28 protein-coding genes are annotated in these 26894 nt (G+C 69.0%); 13 read left to right on the top strand and 15 right to left on the bottom strand.

Features of this window, described 5'->3' with window-relative positions:
• Positions 1–25: 25 nt before the first annotated feature.
• The gene (locus tag ACZ6TI_RS06510; RefSeq protein ID WP_465343959.1) at positions 26–631 is read right to left on the bottom strand and encodes a TetR/AcrR family transcriptional regulator; all 606 of its coding nucleotides are present in this window, start codon (positions 629–631) and stop codon (positions 26–28) included.
• Positions 632–736: 105 nt separating this feature from the next.
• Here ACZ6TI_RS06510 and ACZ6TI_RS06505 point away from each other — a divergent pair, with 105 nt between their 5' ends.
• From ACZ6TI_RS06505 to ACZ6TI_RS06495, 3 genes are all read left to right on the top strand, one after another.
• Entirely contained in the window at positions 737–1261 is a 525-nt protein-coding gene (locus ACZ6TI_RS06505) for a MarR family winged helix-turn-helix transcriptional regulator (protein ID WP_465343958.1), read from the top strand.
• A complete protein-coding gene (locus tag ACZ6TI_RS06500) occupies positions 1258–2919 on the top strand; it encodes an MDR family MFS transporter (RefSeq protein WP_465343957.1) in 1662 nt (553 codons plus the stop codon). Before ACZ6TI_RS06505 ends, ACZ6TI_RS06500 begins: the two co-directional genes overlap by 4 nt.
• A gap of 282 nt (positions 2920–3201) precedes the next feature.
• The gene (locus ACZ6TI_RS06495) at positions 3202–4806 is read left to right on the top strand and encodes a tetratricopeptide repeat-containing diguanylate cyclase (protein ID WP_465343956.1); all 1605 of its coding nucleotides are present in this window, start codon (positions 3202–3204) and stop codon (positions 4804–4806) included.
• Between the two features lie 185 nt (positions 4807–4991).
• Here the strand turns inward: ACZ6TI_RS06495 and ACZ6TI_RS06490 are convergent, their stop codons facing one another.
• Entirely contained in the window at positions 4992–5273 is a 282-nt protein-coding gene (locus tag ACZ6TI_RS06490) for a hypothetical protein (RefSeq protein WP_465343955.1), read from the bottom strand.
• Between the two features lie 49 nt (positions 5274–5322).
• The gene (locus ACZ6TI_RS06485; protein WP_465343954.1) at positions 5323–5586 is read right to left on the bottom strand and encodes a hypothetical protein; all 264 of its coding nucleotides are present in this window, start codon (positions 5584–5586) and stop codon (positions 5323–5325) included.
• A gap of 252 nt (positions 5587–5838) precedes the next feature.
• Between ACZ6TI_RS06485 and ACZ6TI_RS06480 the strand changes: the two genes are divergently transcribed.
• On the top strand, positions 5839–6075 hold the full coding sequence (locus ACZ6TI_RS06480) for a DUF397 domain-containing protein (protein ID WP_465343953.1): 237 nt from the start codon (positions 5839–5841) through the stop codon (positions 6073–6075).
• Positions 6076–6124: 49 nt separating this feature from the next.
• Here ACZ6TI_RS06480 and ACZ6TI_RS06475 read toward each other — a convergent pair whose 3' ends face one another.
• Entirely contained in the window at positions 6125–7006 is an 882-nt protein-coding gene (locus ACZ6TI_RS06475; RefSeq protein WP_465343952.1) for a helix-turn-helix domain-containing protein, read from the bottom strand.
• Positions 7007–7284: 278 nt separating this feature from the next.
• Between ACZ6TI_RS06475 and ACZ6TI_RS06470 the strand changes: the two genes are divergently transcribed.
• The 3 genes from ACZ6TI_RS06470 to ACZ6TI_RS06460 all read left to right on the top strand — a co-directional run bounded on the left by ACZ6TI_RS06470 (position 7285) and on the right by ACZ6TI_RS06460 (position 8312).
• Positions 7285–7587 carry a hypothetical protein gene (locus ACZ6TI_RS06470; RefSeq protein WP_465343951.1) on the top strand — a complete coding sequence of 101 codons (303 nt, stop codon included), beginning with the start codon at positions 7285–7287 and terminating at the stop codon, positions 7585–7587.
• Positions 7584–7766 (top strand): hypothetical protein, encoded by a 183-nt coding sequence (locus ACZ6TI_RS06465; protein ID WP_465343950.1) that lies wholly within the window; start codon positions 7584–7586, stop codon positions 7764–7766. Before ACZ6TI_RS06470 ends, ACZ6TI_RS06465 begins: the two co-directional genes overlap by 4 nt.
• Before the next feature lie 213 nt (positions 7767–7979).
• A complete protein-coding gene (locus tag ACZ6TI_RS06460) occupies positions 7980–8312 on the top strand; it encodes a CU044_2847 family protein (protein ID WP_465343949.1) in 333 nt (110 codons plus the stop codon).
• Here the strand turns inward: ACZ6TI_RS06460 and ACZ6TI_RS06455 are convergent.
• A complete protein-coding gene (locus ACZ6TI_RS06455) occupies positions 8296–10518 on the bottom strand; it encodes an LLM class flavin-dependent oxidoreductase (protein ID WP_465343948.1) in 2223 nt (740 codons plus the stop codon). The genes ACZ6TI_RS06460 and ACZ6TI_RS06455 overlap by 17 nt on opposite strands.
• Before the next feature lie 42 nt (positions 10519–10560).
• Positions 10561–11400 carry a phosphoribosylaminoimidazolesuccinocarboxamide synthase gene (locus ACZ6TI_RS06450; RefSeq protein WP_465343947.1) on the bottom strand — a complete coding sequence of 280 codons (840 nt, stop codon included), beginning with the start codon at positions 11398–11400 and terminating at the stop codon, positions 10561–10563.
• A gap of 115 nt (positions 11401–11515) precedes the next feature.
• On the opposite strand from ACZ6TI_RS06450, the gene ACZ6TI_RS06445 reads away from it, so the two are divergent.
• From ACZ6TI_RS06445 to ACZ6TI_RS06420, 6 genes are all read left to right on the top strand, one after another.
• Positions 11516–14605, top strand: a complete 3090-nt coding sequence (locus ACZ6TI_RS06445; RefSeq protein ID WP_465343946.1) for a DUF3427 domain-containing protein — start codon at positions 11516–11518, stop codon at positions 14603–14605.
• 23 nt (positions 14606–14628) lie between these two features.
• Complete coding sequence (locus ACZ6TI_RS06440; RefSeq protein WP_465343945.1) at positions 14629–15534, top strand: HNH endonuclease; 906 nt, start codon at positions 14629–14631, stop codon at positions 15532–15534.
• A 16-nt stretch (positions 15535–15550) separates the two neighbouring features.
• Positions 15551–15892 (top strand): hypothetical protein, encoded by a 342-nt coding sequence (locus ACZ6TI_RS06435; protein ID WP_465343944.1) that lies wholly within the window; start codon positions 15551–15553, stop codon positions 15890–15892.
• A complete protein-coding gene (locus ACZ6TI_RS06430) occupies positions 15841–16224 on the top strand; it encodes a hypothetical protein (protein ID WP_465343943.1) in 384 nt (127 codons plus the stop codon). Before ACZ6TI_RS06435 ends, ACZ6TI_RS06430 begins: the two co-directional genes overlap by 52 nt.
• A 112-nt stretch (positions 16225–16336) precedes the next feature.
• The gene (locus ACZ6TI_RS06425) at positions 16337–16885 is read left to right on the top strand and encodes a GNAT family N-acetyltransferase (protein WP_465343942.1); all 549 of its coding nucleotides are present in this window, start codon (positions 16337–16339) and stop codon (positions 16883–16885) included.
• Complete coding sequence (locus tag ACZ6TI_RS06420; protein WP_465343941.1) at positions 16882–17439, top strand: GNAT family N-acetyltransferase; 558 nt, start codon at positions 16882–16884, stop codon at positions 17437–17439. Before ACZ6TI_RS06425 ends, ACZ6TI_RS06420 begins: the two co-directional genes overlap by 4 nt.
• On the opposite strand, the gene ACZ6TI_RS06415 is transcribed toward ACZ6TI_RS06420, so the two are convergent.
• Genes ACZ6TI_RS06415 through ACZ6TI_RS06375 form a run of 9 tightly spaced genes read right to left on the bottom strand, consistent with a single transcriptional unit; the run spans position 17436 to position 26806 of the window.
• Positions 17436–18212, bottom strand: a complete 777-nt coding sequence (locus ACZ6TI_RS06415; protein WP_465343940.1) for an SAM-dependent methyltransferase — start codon at positions 18210–18212, stop codon at positions 17436–17438. The two genes, ACZ6TI_RS06420 and ACZ6TI_RS06415, sit on opposite strands and share 4 nt — an antisense overlap.
• Positions 18213–18260: 48 nt before the next feature.
• The gene (locus ACZ6TI_RS06410; protein WP_465343939.1) at positions 18261–19088 is read right to left on the bottom strand and encodes an oxidoreductase; all 828 of its coding nucleotides are present in this window, start codon (positions 19086–19088) and stop codon (positions 18261–18263) included.
• A 2-nt stretch (positions 19089–19090) separates the two neighbouring features.
• The gene (locus ACZ6TI_RS06405) at positions 19091–19984 is read right to left on the bottom strand and encodes a helix-turn-helix transcriptional regulator (RefSeq protein ID WP_465343938.1); all 894 of its coding nucleotides are present in this window, start codon (positions 19982–19984) and stop codon (positions 19091–19093) included.
• Positions 19985–20038: 54 nt separating this feature from the next.
• Positions 20039–20656, bottom strand: a complete 618-nt coding sequence (locus ACZ6TI_RS06400) for an NADPH-dependent FMN reductase (RefSeq protein ID WP_465343937.1) — start codon at positions 20654–20656, stop codon at positions 20039–20041.
• Between the two features lie 57 nt (positions 20657–20713).
• Positions 20714–21703, bottom strand: a complete 990-nt coding sequence (locus ACZ6TI_RS06395; protein WP_465343936.1) for an aldo/keto reductase — start codon at positions 21701–21703, stop codon at positions 20714–20716.
• The gene (gene mptB / locus ACZ6TI_RS06390; RefSeq protein ID WP_465343935.1) at positions 21681–23129 is read right to left on the bottom strand and encodes a polyprenol phosphomannose-dependent alpha 1,6 mannosyltransferase MptB; all 1449 of its coding nucleotides are present in this window, start codon (positions 23127–23129) and stop codon (positions 21681–21683) included. The genes ACZ6TI_RS06395 and mptB overlap by 23 nt, the downstream gene beginning before the upstream one ends.
• 46 nt (positions 23130–23175) lie before the next feature.
• Positions 23176–24942, bottom strand: coding sequence for a class I tRNA ligase family protein (locus tag ACZ6TI_RS06385; protein WP_465343934.1), 1767 nt, complete (start codon positions 24940–24942; stop codon positions 23176–23178).
• On the bottom strand, positions 24939–25607 hold the full coding sequence (locus ACZ6TI_RS06380; protein WP_465343933.1) for a response regulator: 669 nt from the start codon (positions 25605–25607) through the stop codon (positions 24939–24941). Before ACZ6TI_RS06380 ends, ACZ6TI_RS06385 begins: the two co-directional genes overlap by 4 nt.
• Positions 25604–26806 (bottom strand): sensor histidine kinase, encoded by a 1203-nt coding sequence (locus tag ACZ6TI_RS06375; RefSeq protein ID WP_465343932.1) that lies wholly within the window; start codon positions 26804–26806, stop codon positions 25604–25606. The genes ACZ6TI_RS06380 and ACZ6TI_RS06375 overlap by 4 nt, the downstream gene beginning before the upstream one ends.
• Positions 26807–26894 lie beyond the last annotated feature (88 nt).

The raw sequence follows: 26894 nt of genomic DNA, 5'->3' as shown, positions 1-26894 counted from the left end.
GCGCACCCCGAAGCGTCCACTGTGGTCAGCCGAAGCCCCGGCCCGCTTCGGCCAGGGAGCGCGACACCACCTCGGGCAGGCGCACGCCGGACGGCTGGTCCAGCCACACGTCCAGGGACACCCGCAGCGAGGTCATGAACGCCGCCGCGGTCAGCCGGGCGCGCACGCCCATCGGGTCCGGCTCGGGCAGCCGAGCCGCCACCTCGGCGCTCAACGCGCGCTCCAACCCGGCGAACGTGTTCACGTGCTGCGCCGCCAGCGCCGGGTGCTTGCGCATCAGCCGCCACCGCTGCACCACCTGCGGGTCGAGGTCGCCGAGCCGGCGATAGAACTCCTCGGCCGCAGCGGTCAGCGCCGCCCACGCGGGCTGCTCGGCCGGCCGCTCGCGGACGATCTCGATCAGCCGGCCCATCCGCTCGAAATCGCCATAGAGCAGCGCCTGCTCCTTGTTGGCGAAGTAGTTCGAGAACGTCCGCCGGGACACTCCGGCCTCGTCCGCGATGGCCTCGACGGTCACCCCACCGGCGCCCTGGGCGAGCGCCAGCCGGACCGCGGCCTCGTGCAGCGCCAGCCGGGTCGCCGCCTTCTTGCGCTCCCGCAGGCCGACCGTTTCCGTCGCGCCGACAGTCATGCCGGAAAGGCTAACCGGTGTGTGATCCGGTTCCCATCGAGGAATATTGCGCACTGAGCAACGTTGGACGATAGTTGTATGTGCCAACCAAACCGGAGGTGCGCCATGGCCGACAACGCCGCCGCCCGGCACGAGCTCCTGACCCGGGTGCAGGACGTGCTGAAGGCGGTGCGGCTGTTCAAGAACCAGATGCCGCCACGGCCGGCCGCGGTGCCGTACGGCGCGATCAGCGTGCTGGCCGCGATCGACAGTGTGGCCGCGCCGAACGGCTGCCACAGCAAGGAGCTGGCCGCCCGCTGCGCCCTCGATCCCTCGACGATCAGCCGGGCGGTCGCCGCCCTGGTGCGCTCGGGGCTCGTGCAGCGCACCGCCGACCCGGCGGACGGCCGAGCCAGCGTCCTCGCCGTCACCTCGCACGGACGAGAGGTGCTCGGCGACATCTTCGGCTGGTATGAGCAGCGCCTCTCCGACGCCCTCACCGACTGGAGCAACGACGACCTGCGCACGCTCGCCGCGCTGCTCCAACGCTTCTCCGCTGACCTGCGCACCCGCTTCGACGACCGGCAGACCGGCGCCGCGGGACCGCGTGCCGACACCGAAACCCCCACGATCCTGGAGGCCGCGCGATGAGCGCCCCAACCCTGACCACCCGAGCCGAACCGGGTGCGATGAACCACCGCGAGATCATGGAGGCCCTCAGCGGCCTGCTGCTCGTGCTCTTCGTCGCGATGTCCAGCGCCACCATCGTCTCGACCGCCCTGCCGAAGATCATCGGATCGCTGAACGGCAGCCAGACCCAGTACACCTGGGTGGTCACCGCGACCCTGCTGACCGCCACCGCGTCCACCCCGATCTGGGGCAAGCTGGCCGACCTCTACAGCAAGAAGCTGCTGGTCCAGATCTCCATCGTGATCTTCGTGCTGGGCTCGCTGGTGGCCGGGCTTTCGCAGAGCGCGGGCCAGCTGATCGCCGCCCGGGCCTTCCAGGGCATCGGCATGGGTGGCCTGCAGGCGCTGGTGCAGGTGGCCATCGCCGCGATGATCCCGCCGCGTGAGCGCGGCCGCTACAACGGTTACCTCGGCGGCGTCATGGCGCTGGCCACGGTCGGCGGACCGCTGCTCGGCGGGCTGATCGTGGACACCTCGTGGCTGGGCTGGCGCTGGTGCTTCTTCATCGGCGCGCCGGTCGCGGTGGTCGCCCTGGTGGTGCTGCAGCGGACGCTGCACCTGCCGGTCATCCGCCGGGACCACGTGAAGATCGACTACGTCGGCGCCACGCTGATCGCGGCCGGGGTCAGCACGTTGCTGATCTGGGTCTCCTTCGTCGACAGTTCGTTCGACTGGCTGTCCTGGCAGACCGCCGCCTTCGTCGGTGCCGGGCTGGTGCTGCTCGGTGTCGCGGTGTGGGTCGAATCGCGGGTCGCCGAGCCGGTGGTCCCGCTCTCGATCGTGCGCCGGCGCACCACCGCCCTCGCCATCCTCGCCAGCCTCGCGGTCGGCATGGCCATGTTCGGCGGCTCGGTCTTCCTGGGTCAGTACTTCCAGATCGGCCGCGGTTACTCGCCCACCGAGGCGGGCCTGCTCACCATCCCGCTGATGGCCGGCGTGCTGGTCTCCTCGACCATCTCCGGCCGGATGATCAGCAAGAGCGGCCGGATCAAGCCCTATCTGATCGCCGGCACCGCGGTGCTGGTGGCCGGCTTCGCCGTGCTGTCGGTGATCGATCACGAGACCCCTCTCTGGTACGTCGGACTCGGCATGGCGCTGGTCGGCATCGGTGTCGGCATGTCGATGCAGAACCTGGTGCTCGCCGTGCAGAACACGGTGGCGCTGAAGGACATCGGCGCGGCCAGCTCGACGGTGGCCTTCTTCCGGTCGCTGGGCGGCACGATCGGCGTCTCGGTGCTGGGCGCGGTGCTCGCCCACCGGGTCACCGCATCGATCACCGGCCAGCTGCAGGCCGCGGGCGTGCCGGCCGGCTCCTCCTCGGGTGGCACCAGCAGCCTGAACCTGGCCGAGCTGCCGCCCGCCATGCAGCACATCGTCCGGGCCGCCTATGGCGACGCGACCGGGCACATCTTTCTGATCTCGGCCGCGATCGCGGTGGTCGGCGTGCTGGCCACGGTCTTTCTCAAGCCCACCTCGCTGCGCACGACGGTGGATCTGGAGACGCCCGGCCCGGTCGGCGAAGGCCACCGCCCACACCACGCGGCTCCGGCCCACGCGGCGGTGGCCGAGGCGCCGGCTTCGCACGCCGCGCACGTGCCGGTGCACTCTCACGCCGACTGACGCGAGGAGTCCGAGCCCACTCAGGGGCGTCCCGATGCGGGGCGCCCCTGATCGCTGTCCAGGGTCGTCTGCCATGGCCGAGAAGGTGCCAGAGATTCCGTCGGGATGCGGCCTGACCTGTGGATAACCCCCGGCTGTGGATAACTCGGGGCGACCTGGATCACGCGTGGGAAGCTGGTTCGCGACATCTACGGAGCGCTAACGTTCACAAACGCTCCGCATTTGTCCTCACCCCGGGCCCGGCGGTGTCGATGAAACCCGGTGAGTGGAAAGGGGTGGCAGGTGACGCAGCGCGCGACGGACGCGGAGCAACTCTCCGCCGCCCTTTCGGCGATCGAAGACGAGTTGCTCTGGGATGCCCTGGACGCACTCGAGGTCACCGCTCAGCTCGAGCGGGAGGCCGCCGAGATCGGCGACGAGCTGCTGGTGCACCGCGCCCGGCTCTGCCACATCAACATGATGATGCGCACCGGCGACCTGGCCGGCGCCGCCCGCAGCATCTGGGCGGTGCACCGCTGGGCGGTCGAGCACGACGAGACCGAGCTCCGCTCCCGCTCGCACATGGTCTGGTCCAACATCCACCGGCTGCTGGGCGACTCCGCGCAGTGCCTGGAGCACTGCGTGCTCGCCGTCGAGCTGCTCAACGACCGCTCGACGACCTACATGCAGATCTGGTTCCGCGCCAAGCTGGCGGACGCGCTCGGCTCGACCGGTTCGATGGAGGCCGCCCGCCAGCGCTATGCGCAGACCGAGGACCTCTGCATCCGCCTGGACCAGCCCTACATGCTGCTCTGGGTGCTGAACAACTACGCATACACCGAGTTCTCGCTCGGCGACCCCGAGCGCGCGCAGCAGGTCACCCGCCGGCTGCAGGGGCTGGCCAAGGTGCACGACTTCGACCTGCACCCGGCGGTGCTCGACACGATCGGCTCGATCGAGATCGAAAACGGGCAGTTCGCCGAGGCGGAGCAGACCCTGCAGGAGTGCATCCGGCGGTTCGGCGACGGCCGGTTCGAGGACGCCGACTCGATGGCGGAATACCTCCTCACCCTGGCCCGCGCCCAGCGCGGACTGGGCGCCACCGACCGCGCGCAGGCAAGTCTCGACGAGTCGCGCCGGCACTGCGAGGAGCGTGATCTCGGCGACGTCCTGGTGCGCGTGCATCAGGAGCAGGCCGAGCTGCACGCGGTCCGGGGCGAGTTCGCCGAGGCGTTCGCCATGCACAAGGTCTTCTTCGCGGCGCACCTGGCGCTGGGCTCGACCGAGCTCGAGGCCCAAGCCCGCACCCGGCAGGCGATGTTCGAGACCGCCGAGGCCCGGCAGGAGGCCGAGCGGTTCCGCGAGCAGGCCCGCCGCGACCCGCTGACCGGCCTGCGCAACCGGCGATACGTGGACGAGCAGCTGCCCGGCCTGATCGACGACGACTCGCTGCTCACCGTGGCGATCGTCGACCTCGACCACTTCAAGCGGATCAACGACCACCTGTCGCACGACGTCGGCGACCAGGTGCTCGTGCAGGTGGCAAAGCTGCTGGAGACCGAGCTCGCGGCGATCCGTCCGGACGGCTTCGTGGCCCGGATGGGTGGCGAGGAGTTCCTGATGGTGCTGCCGCGCACCTCGGTCACGTCGGCGGCCCGGATGCTCGACACCATCCGGGTGCGGGTCAAGGCGCACGGGTGGGACGAGACCACCGGCGGCCTTCCGGTGACGGTGAGCATCGGCGTCGCGGGACTGGCGGATGCCTCCGCGCGCACCCAGCCGAGCCTGTTGTCCACTGCGGACCGCAACCTCTATGCGGCCAAGCACGGCGGTCGCGATCGGGTGGTGTTCGGCACGGCCCGTGACGGGCTGAACCGGTCATACCGCAACAGCGTGACCGCCGCTTGATCCTTTTCGTAGCTTTGCAGAGCCGGACCGGCCGGGGCGGCCCGGCTGCGGCGCGCGGAGGTCTCGCCGCGCCTGGCCCGGGCGTGTGCCACTGGGGTCTTCGGCGCGCGTAACCATCGGAATTTGATCTTTTGAAGCCGGTCGAGCGGCCTGGCACGGGGGAACCCGACCGCCCGACCGGGGCATCAGGGCCGCGATCGCGGCCGTTTCTTCGTCGGGCGCAGCGGCAGTCGCCGGGCCCGCACCAACGCCTGCCGGCGGGCGCCCTCGTGGCCGAGTTCGTCGATCACCGTGCCCTCGACCTCGAGCCAGGTGTCGCCCTCATAGGGCACCGGGCGGTCCCACTCGATGCGGTCCAGCCGGAGGGTGAGCGTGCCGACGCCGTAGCAGTAGTCCTGCTCGGCGAACGCGTGCAGCGGGCGATGCGGCAGCGCGGTCTGGAGCCGGCCGCGGCGGATCGCCAGCACCCCGGACACCCAATATTGCGGGCGGCTGCGGTGGCCGCACCGGACGGCCTCAAGCGTGCGGATCGGACTCACCACCCTCGGGCGCGGCGGATGCATCCGGCAGTTGGACGCCGCCGGCGAGCGGCCGACTCAGTGCGTAACGTACGCCGCCAAAACGCTGAGTAACGGCGCTGGCACGGCTCGACGCCGCGACGACGTCGTCGGTGGGAAGGTGATCGCGATACACGAGGGCCGGGTTACCTCTCCGCGAGTTGTCCTGAGCATGCACGTCCGACGGGTCGGGAAGCTCCGGACCAATGTTCGGCACCCACATGCGCTGTTACCTCCGGCTCGGACGCCCCCGCCAAGGGACCTCGCTTGAGGCCGTTCTGCGACCGTATGGTCACTTAAAGATGTCACCCTAAGTGACCTTTATTTGCGTTGCCCGTGCGTTATCATGCTCATAATCCCGTGAGAGCGCAAGGCCAAATGCACGTGCATCTGCACAGCCTGCAGTCTGGCGGGGCCAGAGGGTTAGCAACAGATCGGCCGATCCCGGCCGATTGGGCAACGTAGGGAGTAAGAGATGTCGCGCATGGTCAACGGCATGTCGGCCAGCCAGTTGCAGGGAGTCACCTGGCAGAAGAGTGGCCGTAGCAACCCCAGCGGCAACTGCGTCGAGTGCGCTGCGCTTCCGGAGGGCGAAGTCGCCGTGCGGAACTCCCGGGACCCTGAGGGCCCGGCGCTGATCTACACGCCCGCCGAGATCGAGGCTTTCATCCTCGGCGTGCGGGACGGCGATTTCGACAACCTGCTGTCCTGAGCGGACCAGGCGTTCCAGTCGCGGGCCGGGCGAGGCCCGTGAGGCATGACTATGCCGGCCTGCCGACCTCATGCAGGAGCTTCTCGAGAATCTCCGGTGTGTGGTTCGGCGGGTCGGCATCGATGCAGACCCGTTCCATCGCGATGGCGTAGTGATCCACGTCTTCGCGCTTGTCCAGATAGATCGCACTGGTGAGCTGCTCGACATAGACCACGTCGGGCAGCTCCGGCTCCGGGAACCGCAGGATCGCGAAGGGCCCGCCCGCCGCGGCATGGCCGCCGGCGTGGAACGGGATGATCTGCAGCCGCACGTTGGGCAGCTTGGCCGCCAGGATGAGGGCCTCGATCTGTGCCTTCATCACCTCGACGCCGCCGATCGGGCGACGCAGCACCGCCTCGTCGATGACCGCCCACAGTTGCGGCGGATCCGGGCGGTTCAACACTTGCTGGCGCTGCCGGCGCAACTCCACCCGGCGGTCGATCTCGTCGCCGTTCGCCCCCGCGTGGCCGAGCATGATGACGGCTCGCGCGTATTCGGGCGTCTGCAGCAGACCCGGGACAAACTGGATCTCATAGGTGCGGATCAGCGTCGCCGCCGCCTCGAGCCCCAGATAGGACTGGAACCAGCCGGGCAGGATGTCGCCGAAGTGGTGCCACCATCCCGGGTTGTTCGCCTGCCGGGCGAGGCTCAGCAGAGCCTCGCGCTCCTTGGGGTCCGCGACCCCGTAAAGACTGAGGAGATCGGCGACGTCGCGCTCCTTGAAGCTGACGCGACCGAGCTCCATCCTGCTGATCTTCGAACCGGACGCGCGAATCTCCCACCCGGCGTCTTCACGGGTGATCGCCTTGCTCTCGCGGAGCTTCCGCAACTGTGCACCCAAGAGGATGCGCAGCACGGTGGGCCCGCTGCCCGGCGCCTCCTCCGCACTCACCTGACTCCCCAAAGGTCGCTTGTCGAGGGCTGCCGGTACGCAGTCCCGGTCATCCTACGGGTGTGATCGTCCGGCTGAAAACCGTCCGATGCATCCGAACTTGCATGCACGCACAAGCCATATGCACGTGCATCCGGCCTTGCGAACGCCCTTGTCAGCGAGCATGATAGCTGACAGACACGTACTTGCTTGCTGACACAGCGTGCTGAAATGTTCGGCTTCTCGGCCGACGTGGTCGGCTACCCCGGCCGACACACGGGATCTTGGAGGCTTCCCCGATGTCCACTCCGACCATCGCCCCGCCGGAGCGCGACCCGGCGGACGTGGCACCGACCGACAGCTACCGCAAGGCCGACCCGGTCTGGGTCTACCGAGCGCAGGGCTGGCGGCCGGGAGTGATCGAGGCCGCGTCCCCGCGCGCCGTAACGGTCACCTATCGCCCCGGCGCCGCTCTCGGCACCGGCGTCGACACGTTCACCGCCGACTGCGTGACCACCCGCGCCGACGAAGATCCGGCGCTCGACGACCGCACGGCACTGGTCAGGCGAGTTCCCGCGACCGAGTCGAGGAACGCGGCGTGACCGGCGCGGTGGCGCTGGCCGCACTGGTCGGTCTGGCCAGTCTGCTGGCCGGCGTCGCCCTGGGTTGGTATCTACGCCGCACCAACGACTGGTGCGCGCACTGCGGCGATCAGCTGAGCTGCGATGGTTGCGGCAGCCGCGCCGCCTGGCCCAAGCCCCGCGTCACCGAGAACGCCTGACCGCCGATCTCGACGCTGAGCGGGAGAGTGCGTCCGCCGCCGGCCTTCGCCGCGCACCGCGAACACGTCACCGGTCTGTCCACGCTCGACATTCACCACGCGCAGCCGCGTGCTCGCTCGCGGCAGGCACGATCCGCTTCTCCACGCCCATGCGACGCAACTACCATCCCGGAGCGAACGATGTGTTCGTCCATCCCTCACTCTGGAGTCGCCGTGGCCGCCTATGTGGAATTGCCGATCGACGAGGACGGCGACGACCTGATCAAGGTCGAGGTCACCTATGAGGGCCTGCAGCGGGCCGGCGCGGGTGATGTGGTGGCGCGCACCACCGAGCGCTTCGACCAGGCCGTGGCCCAGATCGTGCGGCTCGGGCAGGATGCCGTGCGCAAGGCCCGGGCGGCCGCGACGCCGCCGGACGCGATCGAGGTCGAGCTCGGCCTGAAGCTGACCGCCAAGACCGGCTTCGTGATCGCCGAGTCGAGTGGCGAGGCCAACTTCAAGGTGACCCTGCACTGGGCCGCCGCACCGGCTACTCGTCAACCGTGATGTTGAAGTTGTCGCGGAACACGTTCGCCGGGTCGTAGCGGCGTTTCAGTGTGCGCAGCCGCTCCAGCGTCGCCGGCGGCCAGGCCTCGGTGATCCGCTCGGGTCGCTGGTCCGTCTCGAAACTCAGGTAGAGGCCGGTCGAATGGGCCGCCATTTGCTCCCACGCTTCGTCCAGCTTGTCCTTGGACGCACCGAATGCCACCACTGAGAAGTTTGCCGATCGGTGCGCATAGGCCGTCGCGTCGGACAGGAGGTCGGCGACCGCGCCGCCCACCGAGCGGATCTGGAAGAAGTAGACGGCGCCGGATCGGATCAGCTGCTCGGCATCAGCCGCGAATTCGGGCGTCAAATGTGCGACCAGCGCCGAGCGCGCCACCGGGTCGCCCTGGCCGTCGTGCGCGGCGTCCGGCACGTTCATCACGCCGGCATAGGGCGTCAGCTGCACCGATTGGTCGAGCAGCGGCGCCACGCCGGCCACCCGCTGGAACCGGTCGATGATCACGTCGGGCTCGGACGAGTCGACCACCCCGTAGATCTGGGCCAGCATCTGGCCGCGCCGGGGCGGACCCATGATCAGGTTGGTGGTCACGTCACGCGGCGCCGACTCCATCGCGGCGCCCCACCGCTGCAGGAAGCCGGCCGGGTCCGAGGCGTCCAGCACGAACTGCCCGAAGCCCACGTCACCGACCTCATCCACGGCGAAGTCGAAGGACAGCGCGATGCCGAAGTTGGCGCCGGCTCCGCGTACCGCCCAGAAGAGGTCTTGATTCTCGGTTTCGGAGACCGTCGTCACGGAGCCGTCGGCCAGCACGAGGCGGGCCGCACGCAGGTGGTCGATGGTGAGGCCGTGCTCGCGCACCAGCCATCCGATGCCGCCCGCGGTGGCCAGCCCGCCGACGCCGACACCGCCGTAGTCGCCGCTGCTCAGCGCCCAGCCGTGCGGCGAGAGCGCGGCGGCGACATCCTTCCAGCGCGCGCCGGCCTCCACCCGGACCAGTCGCCGATCCTCGTCGAGCACCGTGATCCGGTTGAGTTTCTGCAGGTCGATGACGATGCCACCGTCGTTTGTGGAGCGGCCGCTGATGCCGTGCCCGCCGCTGCGCACGGCCAGCGGCACGTCCTGCTCGCGGGCGAACGCCAGGGCCTCGACGACCTGCGCCTCGTCACGCGGCTGCAGCACAAGACCCGGAGAGCCACCCCTCATGTACGTGGAGCGCACCTTCGCGTACCCGAAATCGCCTGGCTCGATGGCCGAGCCGACCAATCCTGGCGGGAGTCCGTCGTAATCGATGTCGTCGCGCCGCGCTCTCAGCGCCGTGGCGCTGCGCACGTCGCCGACTTTTACGGTCCGTTCCTTGGTTATCGCTGCCCGCACCTCTGGGATGACCTCGGTGGCGAATCGCTGCAACTCGGCGGGGTCGTCGCTGCCCAGGATGAAAGTGCCGATGCCGTGCTGAAGCGCGAGCGAAAGCAGCTCCTCGACCCATTTGTCCTTTGTTTTGGCCGGATCGCCGACGACGTTGAGCAGGCGCCGGATCTCACGCGGATCGCGGCCCGCCTCCTTGGCCGCCGCGTCGATGATGTCGTTGCCGCGCTCCAGGTCACCGGGCTTGAGATAGGAGAGCGTGGGCAGCCAGCCGTCCGCCTTGGCGCCGACCAGCCGCAGCATCCGAGGCTTGTAGGCGCCCACCCAGATCGGGATGTCGTGCGCCGGCCGCGGACCACGCTTGGCACCCTTGAGCTGGTAGTACTTCCCGTCGAACCGGGTCGCCTTGCGCTCGTCGGCGCGCCACAGCTCACGGATCACGTCGATCGCCTCGGCGAGCTGCTCGACCGACTCGGCCGGCGTGCGCCGGGTGACGCCCATGCCCTCCATCGCATCCCAGAACCCGCCGGCGCCCAAGCCGAGCTCGAACCGGCCACCGGAGAGCAGATCGAGCGAGGCGGCGGCGCGGGCGAGCTGGGGGGCCGGGCGCATCGGGATGTTGAGCACGTTGCCGGCCAGCCGGATGCGCTCGGTCTGCGCGGCCACCCAGGTCAGCAGCGTCCACGTGTCGTGGAAGGCCGGCTGATAGAGGTGGTCCTGGAAGGTCACCAGGTCATAGCCGAGATCCTCGCTGAGCTGGGCTCTCTCGACCGCGGCCAGCGGCGGGTCGTTGGCCGGCGTGATGAAGGCGCCGAACTCGAGCTGGTGACCGTAGTCCATGATTTTGATCGTAGGTCGACGCTCTCGGCGGTGAGGTGTGACTTACCGCCACTTCTCGCCGGTCAGCTTCTCGTAGACCTCCACGTAGCGGTTGCGGGTCGCTTCGACGACCCGCTCGGGGATCTCCGGGCCTGGTGAGGTGCGGTCCCAGTCGGCCTTTTCGGTGGTCGCCCAGTCGCGCAGGAACTGCTTGTCGAGGTAGCGGGGCGGGCTGCCGTCGCACCATTCGTCGGCCTGGAGGAAGCGGCTCGAGTCGGGGGTGAGGAGCTCGTCGGCGAGGGTGATGCCGCGCTCGCCGAAACCCAGCTCGATCTTGGTGTCGGCGATGATGATGCCGTGTTTCTTTGCGACCTCCGCCCCCCGACGGTAGGTCTCCAGGGTGATTCGCTTGAGTTCCTTCGCGACGTCCAGGCCTTCTTGGGCGACGACGTCGTCGTAGGTGATGGTCTCGTCGTGGCCCTGGCCCGGCGCCACCTTGGTGGACGGAGTGAAGATCGGCTCGGGCAGGCGTGAGCCTTCGAGGAGGCCTTCGGGGAGCGGGTTGCCGGCGATGGCGCGGTCGTTCTGGTAGTCCTTGATGCCGGAGCCGGCGAGGTAACCACGGGCGATGCACTCGACCATGATCATCTTGAGTTTCTCGCAGCGGACGGCGCGGCCCTGCCACTCCGGGGGGACGTCGGTGGCGGAGAGGATGTGGTTGGGGGCGACGTCTTTGAGCTGGTCGAACCACCAGAGGCTGAGCTGGGTGAGGATCTTCCCCTTGTCGGGGATGGGCGTAGGCAGGATCACGTCAAAGATGGAGATCCGATCACTGGCGACAAGCACCAGGTCCGCGCCGTCGGCGTAGACGTCCCGAACTTTCCCCGAGTGCAACAGCTCCACGTGCCCCAACCTCCACCGACGACCCTTGCGCAGCAACTCTACGGCCGTTTCATGAGCCGTTGACTCGCGGCCGATGTCCGCCGCGTCGACAGCCGGCTGCGGCAGACTTCTGGGCGTGGCTGAGGAGCTGGACGCCGGACTGTACGAAGATCTGCTGACGGAAACGCTGGCGAGCCGCCTCGAAGCAATCGACGCGGACCTGGCCAGGCTGGAGCCGTTGCGTCCGGCCGACGCGGCCGATCGCATCGCACGCCTCGCGGGCAGGCAGATTCAGAAGGCGCTCGAGGCGGTACCAGACTCCGATCGCGTCTCAGCAGGCATCGAGGTCGCCCGCCGGGTAGCGGATGTGGTCGCGGACCTAGTGCCGCGTGCGGCCACGATCGTGGACCGGCCGCTAGCGCCCGGCAGGTGGCTTAGCGAGATCAGCGAGCGCCGCGCTGATGGATCGCCTCGAACCACCTCCCGCCCGATGATTCCGCTGCTCGACACCACCCTGCTGACCAACTCCCCAGGTGAGCCGCGGGTCGGTCGGCAGATCGCGGCGGAGATCGACTCGGCCGACTCCATCGATCTAGTCATGGCGTTCATCCGGAAGACCGGCCTATTGCCATTGCTGCCGGCTTTGCGCCAGCACGCCGCTCGCGGCCGACGACTTCGGGTGCTTACGACCACGTATACCGGCTCGACGGAAGCGGACGCTCTCGACATCCTCGGCGAACTTGGTGCCGCGGTCCGGGTTTCCTACGACATCCAGACCACGCGACTGCACGCGAAGGCATGGATTTTTCTGCGCCAGACCGGCTTGAGCACCGCGTACGTCGGATCGTCGAACCTGACCCACTCGGCGCACGGTCCGGGTAAGGAATGGAACATCCGCATCTCCGGGGCCCGAAATCCGGACACCCTGGAGAAGGTAAAAGCCATCTTCGAGTCCTACTGGACGAGCGGCGACTTCGTTCCCTATGTGCGGGAGGACTTCGAGAAGGCCATCACTCGGGGACGCCGGCCCGACCTGACCTATCTCAGTCCCATCGAGATTCGACTCGAGCCGTTCCAGGATCGCCTCCTCGAACTGATCGAACTCTCTCGCCAGCGAGGTCACGCCCGCAACCTGCTCGTTTCTGCCACCGGCACCGGAAAGACCGTGATGGCGGCCGTCGACTACGCCCGGCTGAAGGCCAAGCTTCCCCGTGCCCGGCTGCTATTCGTGGCCCACCGCGAAGAGATTCTGGAGCAGAGCAGGGCCACTTTTCGGCATGCACTTCGTGACTACTCGTTTGGCGAGTTGTGGATCGGCCGGTCGCGGCCCACAGAGTTCGAACACGTCTTCGCTTCTGTGCAGAGCCTGCGCTCTCAGTCGCTTGACAACTTCGCGGCAGACCACTTCGACGTCATCATCGTCGACGAGTTTCACCATGCGGCGGCACCGTCTTATCGCCAGATCATGGACCAACTAAAGCCTCAGCAACTGTTGGGCCTCACGGCCACGCCAGAGCGCGCCGACGGTCTGGACGTCTTGCATTGGTTCGGCAACCGCATCGCCGCCGAACTTCGACTCTGGGACGCGATCGAGCAGCAACGCTTGAGCCCGTTTGCCTACTACGGCATCCACGATGGAACCGACCTCACGCAGGTCCCGTGGCGCCGGGGTAAGGGCTACGACGTCACGGAACTCGTCAAGAGATACACCGCAGACGGCGGTGCGTTGGCGCGATTCGTCATCAAGCAACTCCGGGACCACGTCGACGACCTGGCAGCGATCCGTTGCTTGGGCTTTTGCGTCAGCGTGGCCCACGCGGAGTACATGGCGGCACAGTTCCGAGAGCACGGCATCAGGGCGATCGCAGTCTCCGGCGAGACCCAGAGCGATGCGCGGCGGGTGGCGCTACGTGACTTGGCCGCCGGGAATCTGCAGGTGGTGTTTTCGGTGGACCTGTTCAATGAAGGTGTCGACGTGCCCGCCGTCGACACGGTGCTGATGCTCCGGCCCACGGACAGCGCAACTCTCTTCTTGCAGCAACTGGGGCGCGGTCTCCGGCTAGCCGAGGGCAAGACCGTCTGCACCGTCCTCGATTTCGTTGGCACGCACCGCAAGGAGTTTCGGTTTGATGGGCGATACCGCGCACTCTTGGGTGGCAGCCGACGAGACCTCGAAAACGCCGTTAGAGACGGCTTCCCGTTCCTTCCGGTCGGCTGCCACATGGACCTCGACCGCAAGGCTGAGGAGATCGTCCTGCGCAGCATCCGTGAGGCGATCCCTTCGCGGTGGCCGGCGAAAGTCGCTGACTTGTCCAGCCTCTACCGCCAACGAGGCTCAGTCACGCTGGCGAACTATCTCGACGAAACCGGACTCGATCTGGCAGATGTGTACTCCGGCAGCAACGGCTGGTCTGACATGTGCGAACAGGCGGGCATGCTGGTCGCGCCCAAAGGCCCGCACGAGGTTGCCCTCCGGCGAGCCGTCTCGCGACTGCGGCACATTGACGACAACGAACGCACCCACAGCTACCGCACTTTCCTGAAGAGCGGTTCACCGCCAGACACGCACCGGCTCAGCCCGATCGAGCGTCGCCTCGTCCGAATGCTGGTCGCCAATGTCGCCGACACGGTGCTGCCCAAGACAATGTCGCTGCAAGAGGGCACCGACCTGCTATGGCGGCACCCACAGGTGCGTTTCGAGATCGCAGAGTTGCTGGAGGTCGTCGGCGGGCACCCAAACCACCTCCAGAAATCGGCGGTGGCCGACGTGCCTCTGCAGATTCACGGGCAGTACACGCGGATCGAGATCCTCGCCGCCCTCAACGAAGGAGGGCACGCGAAGACGCCGCCGTGGCGTGAGGGCGTGTACGACGCCAAGAAGGTTGGCGCAGACCTCCTCGCCTTCACCCTCGACAAGACCAGCGGAGACTTTTCGCCGAACACCCGTTATCGGGACTACGCAATCAGCCGAGAACTCATTCACTGGGAGAGCCAATCTGGCCTGCGCGCAGACACTCCTACCGGCCGGCGATACCAGCACCACGCCCAGATGGGACGCGAGATCTTGCTCTTCGCCCGAGCACGGGCCGATGACCGCGCATTCTGGTTCCTCGGTCCCGCCTCCTACGTCAAACATGAGGGCGAGCAACCGATGGCCGTGACGTGGAAGCTGGAGACACCGCTGTCCGGTGACCTCTTTACGATGTTCGCCGCTGCCGTTGCTTAGTGTCGGTGGACTATAAACATCACATGGCTGGCGATGGAGATCTGGACGCGCGCCTTCGCACGGCGATGTTCGCCCACTTGTCTCGGGTTAGCGCTGCCCATCCCGATGGCGTTCCGTCCAAGGTGATCAACACTTTCGTGTTCGAAGGAGTGTCGACGCCTCTCGTCGTGCAACCCGGCATCCGGAAGCCTGCCCGTCTGCAAGCGGCGCTGACCATCCGCACCACCTGGACTCGGCCGGGAGCCGAAGCGCCGTACGTGGACGAGATCGGTCCCGATGGAGGTCTGCGTTACAAGTGGCGCGGCACCGACCCGCAGCACTCGGACAACCGAGCTCTGCGCGAAGCAATGCGCCAAAACGCCCCGCTGGCGTATTTTTATCCCGTCGCCAAGAGCGTCTACCAGGCGATTTACCCAGTGTTTCTGGTGAATGAGGACCGGGACGCCCACGAATTCGCCGTCGACCTCGGCGATTACTACGCCGATTCAGACGACGATGACGTGGCGACGCTGGACCGCCGATATACCCGTCGACTCACCCTGCAACGGCTGCACCAGGCGATCTTCCGCCCGATGGTGCTGCGCGCCTACGAGTCGCAGTGCACCCTGTGCCGCCTCAGGCATCCGCAGTTGCTCGATGCCGCACACATCCTGTCGGATCGGCACCCGCAGGGAGATCCCGTCATCCCCAATGGGCTGGCCATGTGCAAGATCCACCATGCCGCCTACGACGCCAACATCCTTGGCGTCCGACCCGACCACGTGGTCGAGGTGCGCAGCGACATCCTCACCGAGATCGACGGGCCGATGCTGCGACATGGCCTCCAGGAGATGCATGGTGCTCACCTAGTCCTGCCTAGATTGCGCAAGAACCACCCGGACCCCGTTCGGCTGGAAGAGCGCTACACCGAATTCCGCTCAGCCGCATGAGCTCCTCTGGAGCAACGTGATCACCACGGTCTCCGGCGACGGTGGCCAGCTGGCCGACTCGCAGTTCGACCGGCCGGCGGGGATGGCCCGGGACGCGGCCGAAACCTCTACATCAGCGACACCAGCCAGCAAAGTGTCCAGCGTCGGCACGACGATCACCTACACACGTTTCGCTGTCGCGGGCGTACACCTGTATTTGCGGTTCGCGGAGTTGACCAACCCGGCGGCCGGAACCTATGCGGGCGGCGTGATCGCCATCAGTGATTTTGTCGTGGCGGTCGGTCATGCTGGCCCAGCACAATCGCGATGGCCGCCGCGAACACCGGATTCCCCGGCCACGCCCAAACCGCGACCCTGAGCCCGCCGGCCGAGGTCGTCGTGGCGATGAGCCCGAACCAGACCGCGAACGCCGACCGCCCGGTGGCGACCTCCTCCACGGCCCGCAGCGGATACACCCTGACCGTGCAGAGCAGCGGTTTCACCGGCCCGGAGGGCACCCTGTCGACCGCCCTCGCGACCGCGGCGATCCCGATCAACCGGTTCGGCTACGGGCGTCTCGATGAGCGGGTCGGGCATCGTGACGCCGGCGCTGAGCGGCAAGTGGGCGGGCTTCTCGTCGACCCCCGAGCAGATCGTCGCGGCGCCGGCCGACACCGTCACCCTGAATTTCCAGCAAGATCGACTATCTGATGAAGCCCGGCACCTACTCGGGGACTGTGACCTACGCCCTGACGCCGTCCTACTAGAAAGTGACCTACACCTCTGTTTAGGTAAGCCTTACCAACAGAAGGGAGGCAGCGTCATGCACGATCACGCCACGAGCGCGGTCACCGTCACCGACAGCGTCGGCCTCGAGCCACTGGCCGCGGTCTATCGCCGGGTCCACGCCGCCGACCTGCATCTGATCGACCACACCGAACCGTCCGTCGAGGATCGCTTGCGCTGGACGGCGGAGGCGCCGGGTTTCCGGGCCGCGGTGGCCCGTCTGGACGGCGAGGTGGTCGGCGCCGTGCTGGGCTGCCCGCTGCCCGCCGACACGCTCTGGTGGCGTGACCTGGAGGATCTCGATCCGCAAGTGGCAAAGGAGTGGGACGGGCGCACGTTCGCGGTCTGTGAGGCGTTCGTGCTGCCCGCGGCCCGGAAACACCGTCTCGGCGTACGCATGATGGCCGACCTGCTCGCCGGCCGTCCCGAGGAGCGCGTCTCGCTGGCCGTCGCGGAGACGAACACCCGGGTGTGGAGGGCGCTGCAGGGACTCCGGTTCGAGCACGTCGGCGACCTGGTGCCGTTTCCCGGCTGGCGGCCGCACCGGATGCTGGTGCGCGATCTGCCGCTGGAGGCGTCCCGATGACGGTCCACACCGAGGAGCTCCCGGGGCTCGGCACGTTCGAGCTCGTCCGGCTCGACCCCGACGAACATCTCGACCTCGTGTACGGCTGGGTGCACGAGCCACGCGCCGAATTCTGGGGCATGACCGCGTATTCGCGAGACGAGGTGCGGGAGGTCTACGAGTTCCTGGACGGGCTGGAGACACATCACGCCTATCTGATGGTGCTGACCGGCACGCCGGTCGGGATCTTCCAGACCTACGAGCCGGCCGCCGACCCGCTCGGCGAGTTCTACCCGGTGCGGGACGGCGACTTCGGCCTGCACCTGTTCCTGGCGCCCGCCGAGACCGAGGTGCCCGGATTCACCGGCGCGATCTTCGGGGCGCTGTCGCGGTTCATCTTCCGGGAGCCGGGCCGGCGGCGGATCGTGATCGAGCCGGACGCGCGCAACGAGCGGGCGCTGCGCCGATGGAAGCGGCTCGGCTTCACCTTCGACGCGCGGATCGAGCTGCCGCACAAGACCGCCCAGCTGGCCTTCCTGGACCGAGATGGCGGCCGGATCCAGCGTCTGCTTTAAGGGATCCGGCCGACGCCGCCGAAGTGGGACACGTCCTCGGCGACCCCGGACGACGTCGGCCGCCATCGCGAACAGCTCACCACGCCGGGTTCCTGCACCTGGAGCCCGGCGAAGAACGCCGCCACGCCGGCCTGGTCGCGCAGGCGCATCTCGGCGCCGCCGGTGGAGTTCCACAGCCGCACCGCCTCGGTCATCGCCTTGCCGTGCACCTCGTTCGTCGGGTGCGACACCACCAGGAAACTGCCCGGCGGGGCGGCGTCGATCAGCTGTCGCAAGATCGCGGTGGCCTCGGCGTCGTCGATGATGAAGTTGAGGATGCCGAGCAGCATGATCGCCACCGGCCGGTCGAAGTCGAGCGTGCTCGCCGCGCCGGCCAGGATCTTCTCCGGGTCGCGCAGGTCGGCGTCGAGGTAGTCGGACGCGCCCTCGGGGCTGCTGGTGAGCAGGGCCCGGGCGTGCGCGAGCACCAGCGGATCGTTGTCCACATAGACGATCCGGGCATCGGGGGCGATGCGCTGGGCGACCTCGTGGGTGTTGTTCGCGGTCGGCAGGCCGGTGCCGATGTCGAGGAACTGCCGGATGCCGGCCGACCCGGCCAGGAACCGGATCGTCCGGCTCAGGAACTCACGGTCGGCGCGGGCCGAGGTGACCAGGGCCGGCACGAGCGCCAGGATCTGCTCGCCCGCCGCCCGATCCGACTCGAAGTTGTCCTTGCCCTGCAACCAGAAGTTCCAGATCCGCGCGCTGTGCGGAATGCCGGTGTCCAGATCCATCCGTCCATCATGGTCTATCCCGGCGGATCCAGGCCGCTTGCCGATCGACTAGGAGAAGTCGGTGCTCTCGGAGACTTGCCGCCACTTCTCCAGCTCGTCCCGACGCGCCTGCGCCACGGCGGTCGCGGCGCTCGCGGCGTCCTTGCCCAGCAGCAGCAAGGCCGGTGCGTCCGAACCGGCGACCGCGTTGATCATCGCCTCGGCGGCCTTGGCCGGGTCGCCCGGCTGGGTGCCGTGCATGGTGTCGTTCTCCTTGCGGCGCGGGCCGGCAGTGCTCGCGTAATCCGCGATCGGCACCGCCGACTGGGTCAGCGAGCGGCCGGCGAAGTCGGTGCGGAACGCGCCCGGTTCCACCACCATCGCGGTGATGCCGAGCGGCTCCAGCTCCTTGCGCAGCGAGCCGGTCATGCCCTCGAGTGCGGCCTTGCTGGCCGCGTAGTAGCCCGAGCCGGCTGGGCAGATCTGCGCCCCGATCGACGAGATGTTCAGGATCGCGCCGCTGCGCCGGGTCCGCATGCCGGGCAGTACCGCCTTGATCATCGCGACGGCGCCGAAGAAGTTGGTGTCGAACAGGCGCTGGACGTCGGCCGGGTCGCCCTCCTCGACGGCCGCGCGGTAGCCGTAGCCGGCGTTGTTGACCAGCACGTCGATCGCGCCGAAACGCGCCTCTGCCGCGCGTACCGCGGAATTGATCTGGTCTTGATCGGTGACGTCGAGCGGGAGGGCGAGCGCGGCGCCGGGATGCGCCTTCTCCAGGTCCTCGACCTTGGCGACGTCGCGGGCGGTGACCACGGCATTGTCGCCGCGGGCCAGGACGGCCTCGGCGAGCGCGCGGCCGAGGCCGGTGGAGCAACCGGTGATGAACCAGGTGGACATGTTCAGTGGTCTCCGATTTCGACGTTTTCGGGGCTGACTTCAGTGCCGACTTCGTGGCCGACGAAGGACCAGCTGGCCAGCAGGTCCAGGGCGTCCTGCGTGGGTGAGGCCGGCTCGGCGGTGTAGACCAGCAGCGTCAGGCCCTCGTCCGCCTGCAGGTCCATCGCCTCGTAGGACAGGTCCAGGTCACCGACGACCGGGTGGTGCACCGCCTTCTGCCCGGTGCGGTGGAACTTCACGTGGTGCTTGGCCCAGCGGACCCGGAACTCCTCGCTGCGTGTGGACAGCTCGCCGATCAGGTCGCTGAGCTGCTTGTCATAGGGGCTGCGGCCGGCCTCCGCGCGCAGGATCGCCACGATGTCGTGCGCCGAGCCCTCCCAGTTGCGATAGAACTCCTTCGCCGCCGGGTCGAGGAAGGTGAACCGGGCGTTGTTGGTCGGCCTGGTCGTGCTCTCCAGCAGCGGGGCATAGAGCGCGGCGCCGAGCCGGTTCGCCGCCAGGTAGTCGAGCCGGCCGTTCCGCACCCAGGCCGGCGCGGTGATGCTGTCCAGGATCCGCTGCACCACCGGCCGCACCCGCCGCGTCGACGGGCGGCGCTTCGAGTGGCTGGTGGCGTTCGCGGTGCGGGCCAGGTCGAAGAGGTGCGCGCGCTCGGCGTCGTCGAACTGCAGCGCCCGGGCCAGCGCGTGCAGCACGCTTTCCGAGACACCGCCGAGATTGCCGCGCTCGAGCCGGGTGTAGTAATCGACGCTCACCCCGGCCAGCATCGCGACCTCTTCGCGCCGCAGGCCGGCCACGCGACGATTGCCGCCGAAGGCCGGCAGACCCGCCTGCGACGGCGTGATCCTGGCCCGCCGGGTGGTCAGGAAGTCGCGGATCTCGGCCCGGTTGTCCATGACCACGACGCTACGTCCGCTGCCCGGGCCGGCACAGGTACTGATGGAACCCCCTTACGAACCGCCTCCCTGACGGAAGATCAAGGGATAGACGCTGGAGTACGCCTGCCAGGACGGCTCCTGCGTGGGCGGCGGCTTGACCTGCACCGGCACCAGCGACCTGAGCAGCGCCTGGACCACGTCGAGCAGGGCCATGTGCAGCCGCTGGTCGGTCACATAACCGTGCCGGTCCACCGAACCCGGGTCGAGCGGGATCCGGATGCACGCCGAGCGCAGGATCTTGGCCTTGGCATGGGTGAGCACGGTCTCCAGCTCGGCGCGGGCGCCCTCGTCGCGGCCCGCCGAGGCGGTGGAGAGCCAGGCGACCGGTTTGCCGTTCAGGTCGCCGCCGTCGACCAGCCAGTCGAGCAGGTTCTTGAGGCTGCCGGGCAGCGAGCCCGAGTATTCCGGCGTGCAGAACAGCACCGCGTCCGAGGCCTTCACCCGGTGCCGCAGCCAGTTCACCTTCTCCGGGGCGTAGCGCTCGCCGGGCAGGAAGGCCGGGAGGTCGCGCAGGCCGTCGTACAGGGTGGCGTCGATCCCAGCCGGGGCGAAGTTCGCGGCCGTCCGGAGGGCCGCCGTCTGCAGGGACCCGTCAAAGGTGCTCCCGGAGATCAGCAGGATGCGCGTCATGTCGCAGACGATAGGACCAGCGGACGCACGGCACCCCCATTCGACTCGTGACCCGAGTCACAGGTTGGTCAGGCGCTCCAGGTGTTCCGGGTAGCGGCCGCCCTCGATGTCGATCTTTGCGAGCGCCGACTCGATCTCGGCCAGGTCGTCCGCGGTGAGCTCGAGGTCGGCGGCGCCCAGATTCTCCTGCAGGCGGGAGAGCTTGCGGGTGCCCGGGATCGGCACGATCCACGGCTTACGGGCGAGCAGCCAGGCCAGCGCGACCTGCGCGGCGGTCGCGTTCTTACGCGCGGCGATCTCGGTCAGCAGGTCGATCAGCGCCTGGTTGGCGGCGCGGGCCTCGGGGCTGAACCGCGGGATCGTGGTGCGGATGTCGCCGCTGGTGAACTCGGTGGCCTGATCGATCTTGCCGGTCAGGAAGCCCTTGCCCAGCGGGCTGTAGGGCACCAGGCCGATGCCCAGCTCCTCGCACATCGCCAGGATCTCTTCCTCGGGCCGGCGCCACCACAGCGAGTACTCGTTCTGCAGGGCGGTCACCGGCTGCACGGCGTGGGCCCGGCGCACCGTGGCGGCGGCCGCCTCGGACATGCCGAAGTGCTTGACCTTGCCCTCGGCGATCAGCTCGCGGACCGCGCCGGCGACGTCCTCGATCGGCACCTCGGGATTGACCCGGTGCTGGTAGAAGAGGTCGAGAGCGTCCAGCCGGAGGCGCCTGAGGGAGGCCTCGGCGACCTTCTTGATGTCGTCCGGACGGCTCGACAGGCCGGACTGCTTGCCGTCCGCGTCGAACGCGAAGCCGAACTTGGTGGCGATCACCACCTCGCCCTTGAACGGCTCGAGCGCCTCGCCGACCAGCTCCTCGTTGACGAACGGGCCGTATACCTCCGCGGTGTCGAAGAACGTGACGCCGAGCTCGACCGCCTGGCGCAGCAGGGCGATCATCTCCGGGCGCTCCGGCGACGGACCATAGCTCTGGCTCATCCCCATCGCGCCGTAGCCGATCGCGGAGACCTCCAGGCCGCTCTTACCGAGAGTTCGTTTCTGCATGTCCCGACGCTATGCGTTCTCCGGCGGTCGGAAGAGGCCCTGTCAGTACCTGCCTGCGATTCCGGAGAATCAGCACGATCAGCAGGACGGTGACGAGCGGCGCGCCGGCGTACTCGGCGAACCGGGCCAGGCCGCCGCCGTCCGGCAGCACCAGGAACGCGGAGACGGTGGCGGCGACCGTCACGAGCTCGGTGCGCACCGTGGTGGCCGCGAGCAGGATCATCGGGAACATCACGTACCAGGGGTGGAACGACGGCGACAGCACGACGAACGCCGCGCTCGCCAGTCCCGCGCCGCGCAGCGCGGCGCGGACCGGATCACCCTGGGTGGTCGCGCTGCGCAACCAGATCACGACCAGGACCAGAGCCAAGATCAAGATCGCGAGCAGGCGTACGGCGGGCACCGCGTCGAAGTCCGGCAAAAACGGATCGGCGGCATACGTCACGGTCATCCCGACCGCGGTCGGCGGCGACGTGAACTGCACCAGATCGCCGGTGCGCACCATGCCGCCGACCCAGCCGAAGCCCAGCCCGCTCGCCGCGGTCACGCCGAGCACCAGCAGAAGCGTGCTGCCGGTCACCCGCAGGCCCGGACCGATCTTGCCGGCGAACCGCTGCACCGGCGCCACCGCGATCAGCACCGCGAACGGCACGATCACGATCGCGGTCACCTTGATCGCCACCGCCAGGCCGAGCAGCAGTCCGGCGGTGAGCTGCAGGCCGGGATGCGCCGGCCGGAGCACCAGCACGGCCAGCCCGGACAGCGCGGCGCCGATCATCAGGGCGTCGTTGTGCGCGCCGCTGATCAGGTGGATCCCGACCACCGGGCCGGCCAGCGCCAGCCAGAGCGCGCGCTCGACCGGCACCCCGCAGCGCCGGGCCAGCACCGGCACCGCCGCGGCGACCGCGAGCAGACCGGCCACCGCGAACAGCCGCAGCATCAGGATCACCCCGGCCAGCGTGCCGCCGGCCAGCACCGCGAGCCCGGCGAGCAGCAGGAACACCGGGCCGTAGGGCGCCGGGGTGTCCCGCCAGATCGGCGAGACGGCATCCAGCCACGGGCACGGCAACGCGGCCACGCCGGCCGCATAGGGGTTCACGCCGTTCACCAGCAGGTGGCCCTGGCAGGCGTACGAATAGAGGTCGCGGCTCTCCATCGGGGGCACCACCAGGAACGGCGCCGTCCACAACGCCACCGTGACCAGGGCCCAGCGCGCTGACGGCACCCGGTCGCGGGCCGCCCACCAGGCGCCGGCCAGGATCGCGGTGCCGATCAGCCAGCCGAGCAGGATGAACTCGCCGTGGTCGCCGCGGGCCACGCCGGCCGGGTTCGTGGTCAGGTCGCCGTGCGGGAGGGCGCCGCCGAAGACGCCGGTGAGCGCGAGCAGACACGCGCCGGCCAGACCGCCATATCGGATCGCTCGCATCCGTCCCATCATCGGGACGGGTGGTGAGTCGCCGGCCAACACCGCACTACGAGCGCTCGACCACCAGGTTCACGATACGAGGAGCCCGCACCACCTTGCGCGCGAAGGTCAGCCCGGACACCGCGGGCAGCGCCAGCACCCGGTCGAGCAGTGTCGCCTCGTCGACGTCGACCGGCACGGTCAGCCGCTCGACCACCTTGCCGTCCACCTGCACCACGCAGGTCGTGGTGGGCCGGGCGGCCAGTTCGGGGTCGGCCACCGGCCAGCCGTGGTCGCACACCGACGGGCCGTGGCCGAGCCGCTCCCACGCCTCCTCGGCGGTGAAGGGCGCGACGCAGGACAGCATCCGGGCCAGCATCTCGGCACCCTCCCGCGCGCTCGGATCGCCGGTCGCCCGGCGCAGCGCCGAGGTGAGCGACATCAGGTGCGCGATCGCGACGTTGAAACGGCGGTTCTCCATCAGCGTGGTAATCGCCGCGACCTCTCGGTGCACCTCGCGGCGCAGGTCGTCGTCCACCGGCTCGCGCTCGATCGGCCCGATGTCCGCGGCCAGGCGCACGACCCGGGCCAGGAACTTCACCGCGCCGGTGACCGAGACGTCGGCCCAGTCGATGTCGTCCTCGGGCGGCCCGGCGAAGAGCATGCTCAGCCGCACCGCGTCCGGGCCGTGCTCGGTGATCTGTTCCCGCAGGTCGACCAGGTTGCCGAGCGACTTGCTCATGGCCTTGCCGTCCATCAGCACCTGACCCTGGGTGGTCAGCCGGGCGAACGGCTCGACGAAGTCGACGTAGCCCAGGTCGTGCAGCGCCTTGGTGACGAAGCGCGCGTAGATCAGGTGGCCGGTGGCGTGTTCCTTGCCGCCGATGTAGTCGGTCACCGGCAGCCAGCGGCGCAGCGCCTCCGGGTGGAACGGCGCCTCGGTGTATTCCGGGGCCGGATAGCGCAGGTAGTACCAGGACGAGTCGACGAAGGTGTCCATCGTGTCGGTCTCCCGGCGGGCCGGCCCACCGCAGGCCGGGCACGCGACGTCGACCTCGGCGCCGAGGAGCACCGGCAGTTCGGCGTCGGGCACCGGCACCGGGCCGCAGGACGGGCAGTGCACGATCGGGATCGGGGTGCCCCAGGACCGTTGCCGGGACACCAGCCAGTCACGCAGCCGGAAGTCGGGCGCGGATCCGATCCAGTTGCGCTGCATCGCCAGGATCTCGTCCGGCCAGTCGATCAGCGCCATGTCGTCGAGCAGCCGCTGGGCATAGGCCGTGGTGCGGAAGAACCACTGGGTGAGCGGCCGCTGCTCGACCTCGGCGCCACAGCGCTCGCACCGCCCGCCGACGACCTGCTCGTTGGCCAGCACGGTTTCGTCCTGCGGGCACCAGTTGACCGGCGCCTCCGCGCGGTAGGCCAGCCCGTGCTCGAAGAAGCGCAGGAAGAGCCACTGGTTCCAGCGGTAGAACTCCGGGTCGGAGGTGTGCAGCCGGGACCGCCACTCGACCGAGATGCCGAGCCGGCGGAACGACTCGGCCTGCGTCTCGATGTTCGCGTACGTCCATTCGCGCGCGTCGAGCCCCCGCTTGCGCGCCGCGTTCTCGGCCGGCAGCCCGAACGAGTCCCAGCCGATCGGGTGCAGCACGTTGCGTCCGCGCATCCGGTGGAACCGCGCGATCGCGTCCCCGATCGAATACACCTCGGCATGTCCCATGTGCAGGTCACCCGAGGGATAGGCGAACATGCTGACGACATATGCCCGCTCGCGGTCGTCCGCGGTGGCTTCGTAGGTGCCGCGCTCGGCCCAGATCTCGGCCCAGTCCGTCATGACGCGCGCCCCTGCGGCACGATCAGACCGCTCTCGTACGCGACGACCACCACCTGCGCGCGACTGGACAGGCCGAGCTTGGACATCAGCCGGTTCAGATGGGTCTTCACGGTCGCCTCGCTGAGGAACAACGCCGCCGCGATCTCGGTGTTCGACACCCCGGTGCCGACCAGCCGCAGGATCTCGGTCTCCCGCACGGTCAGCGTGGCCAGCCCGGGCGGCGTCCGATCGGGCCCGGACGGCGGCGCCCACGCCTCCACCAGCCGCCGGGTGATGCTCGGGGCGAGCAGTGTGTCGCCCTCGGCCACCGTGCGGATCGCGGCCAGCAGGCGCTCGGGCGAGGTGTCCTTGAGCAGGAACCCGCTGGCGCCGGCCCGGAGCGCGGCGTACACGTACTCGTCCAGATCGAAGGTGGTCAGCACCAGCACCCGGGGTGGTGGCGGCGTGGCGCCGGCCAGGATCCGCGCGGTCGCCATGGTGCCGTTGACCCCGGGCATCCGGATGTCCATCAGGATCACCTGCGGCCGCAGCTTCGCCGCCATCGCGATGGCCTGCCCGCCGTCGGTGGCCTCACCCAGCACGTCCATGCCCGGCGCGGCGCGGATCAGCGCGGCCAGCCCGGCACGGGTCAGCTCCTGGTCGTCCACCACGAGCACGCCGATCATCCGCGGTCCTCTCTTGCCAGCGGCAGCACCAGCCGCACCTCGAAGCCACGGTCGGCGGCCGGCCCGGCACGCAGCGTGCCGCCATATAGCGTGGCCCGCTCCCGCATGCCCATCAAACCGTGTCCGGCGCCCTCGTCGGGTGCATTTGTCCGCGGCCCGCCGTCGTCGCGCACGACCGCCACCAGCTCGTGCGGCAGATAGTCCAGCCGCACGTGCGCGGTGGCCGGCGCCGCGTGCTTGAGCACATTGGTCAGCGACTCCTGGATCACCCGATACGCGCACAGCTCCAATCCGGACGACAGCGGCTGCGCGACCCCGGTGACCTCCACCTCGACCGGCACCCCGGCGGCTCGCACCCGGCCGAACAGTTCGGGCAGCCCGGCCAGCCCCGGCGCCGGGTCGTAATCCGCGTCCGGCCGGCCGTTCGCCCCGTCGGCGCCGACCCGCAGCAGGGAGAGCAGGCGGCGCATCTCGTCCAGCGCCTCGCCGCTGGTGGCCAGCACGGTGTCCATCGCGGTTCGCGCGGTGTCCGGGTCGGATCGCAGCACATAACGCGCCAGACCCGCCTGCACCGAGATCACCGACACGTGGTGCGCCACCACGTCGTGCAGCTCGCGGGCGATCCGCACCCGCTCGTCGGTGACCGCCCGCCGGGCCTGCTCCGCCCGGTCGCGCCGCAGCAGGTGGTTGGCCTCGGCGAGCCGCCGGTTGGTGCGGTCCAGCTGCTTGGCGCCGTCCGCGACCTTCCAGATCACCCCCGGGATGACCAGACCTTGCAGCACCACGGTGAGCACCGAGGTGTCCTTCACGGAGGTGCCGGCGAAGGCCCAGATGGTGAACGCGACCGCCATGCATGCCACGATGCGCGGCCATTGCTGGGTCGCGGCGACGGTGTAGAGCGCGAGCAGGGCGCCGTAGTTGGTCACGATCGGGTTGTAGCCGAGCGCGATCTGCACCACCCAGAAGGTGCCGGTGAGCACGAAGACGATCAGCGGCGCCCGGCGCCGGACGGCCAGCGGCAGCGTGCTCAGCGCGGTGAGCGCCACCGCGGTCGCGTCGAACGGGCGCCACTTGCCGCTGATGTCGTCCAGCCCCTGGAAGACGCTGACCGCGGTCAGGCCCACGGCCAGCGTGACGTCGACGGTCAGCGGATGTGTCTTCAGCGTGGTGCCGATCCGCTGCCAGGGTGCGGGGCGCATCGGCGCACGATATCCGCGCTGCCCGGAGGGTGTCCTCAACGCAGCGCGGTACGCATCGCATGCCAATTTCGGACTGATGACTTTCGTC

This window comes from Actinoplanes sp. NPDC051388, assembly GCF_055586225.1.
The sequence above is the reverse complement of the archived record's forward strand: the minus strand, read 5'-3'. Positions and strand labels throughout refer to the sequence as shown.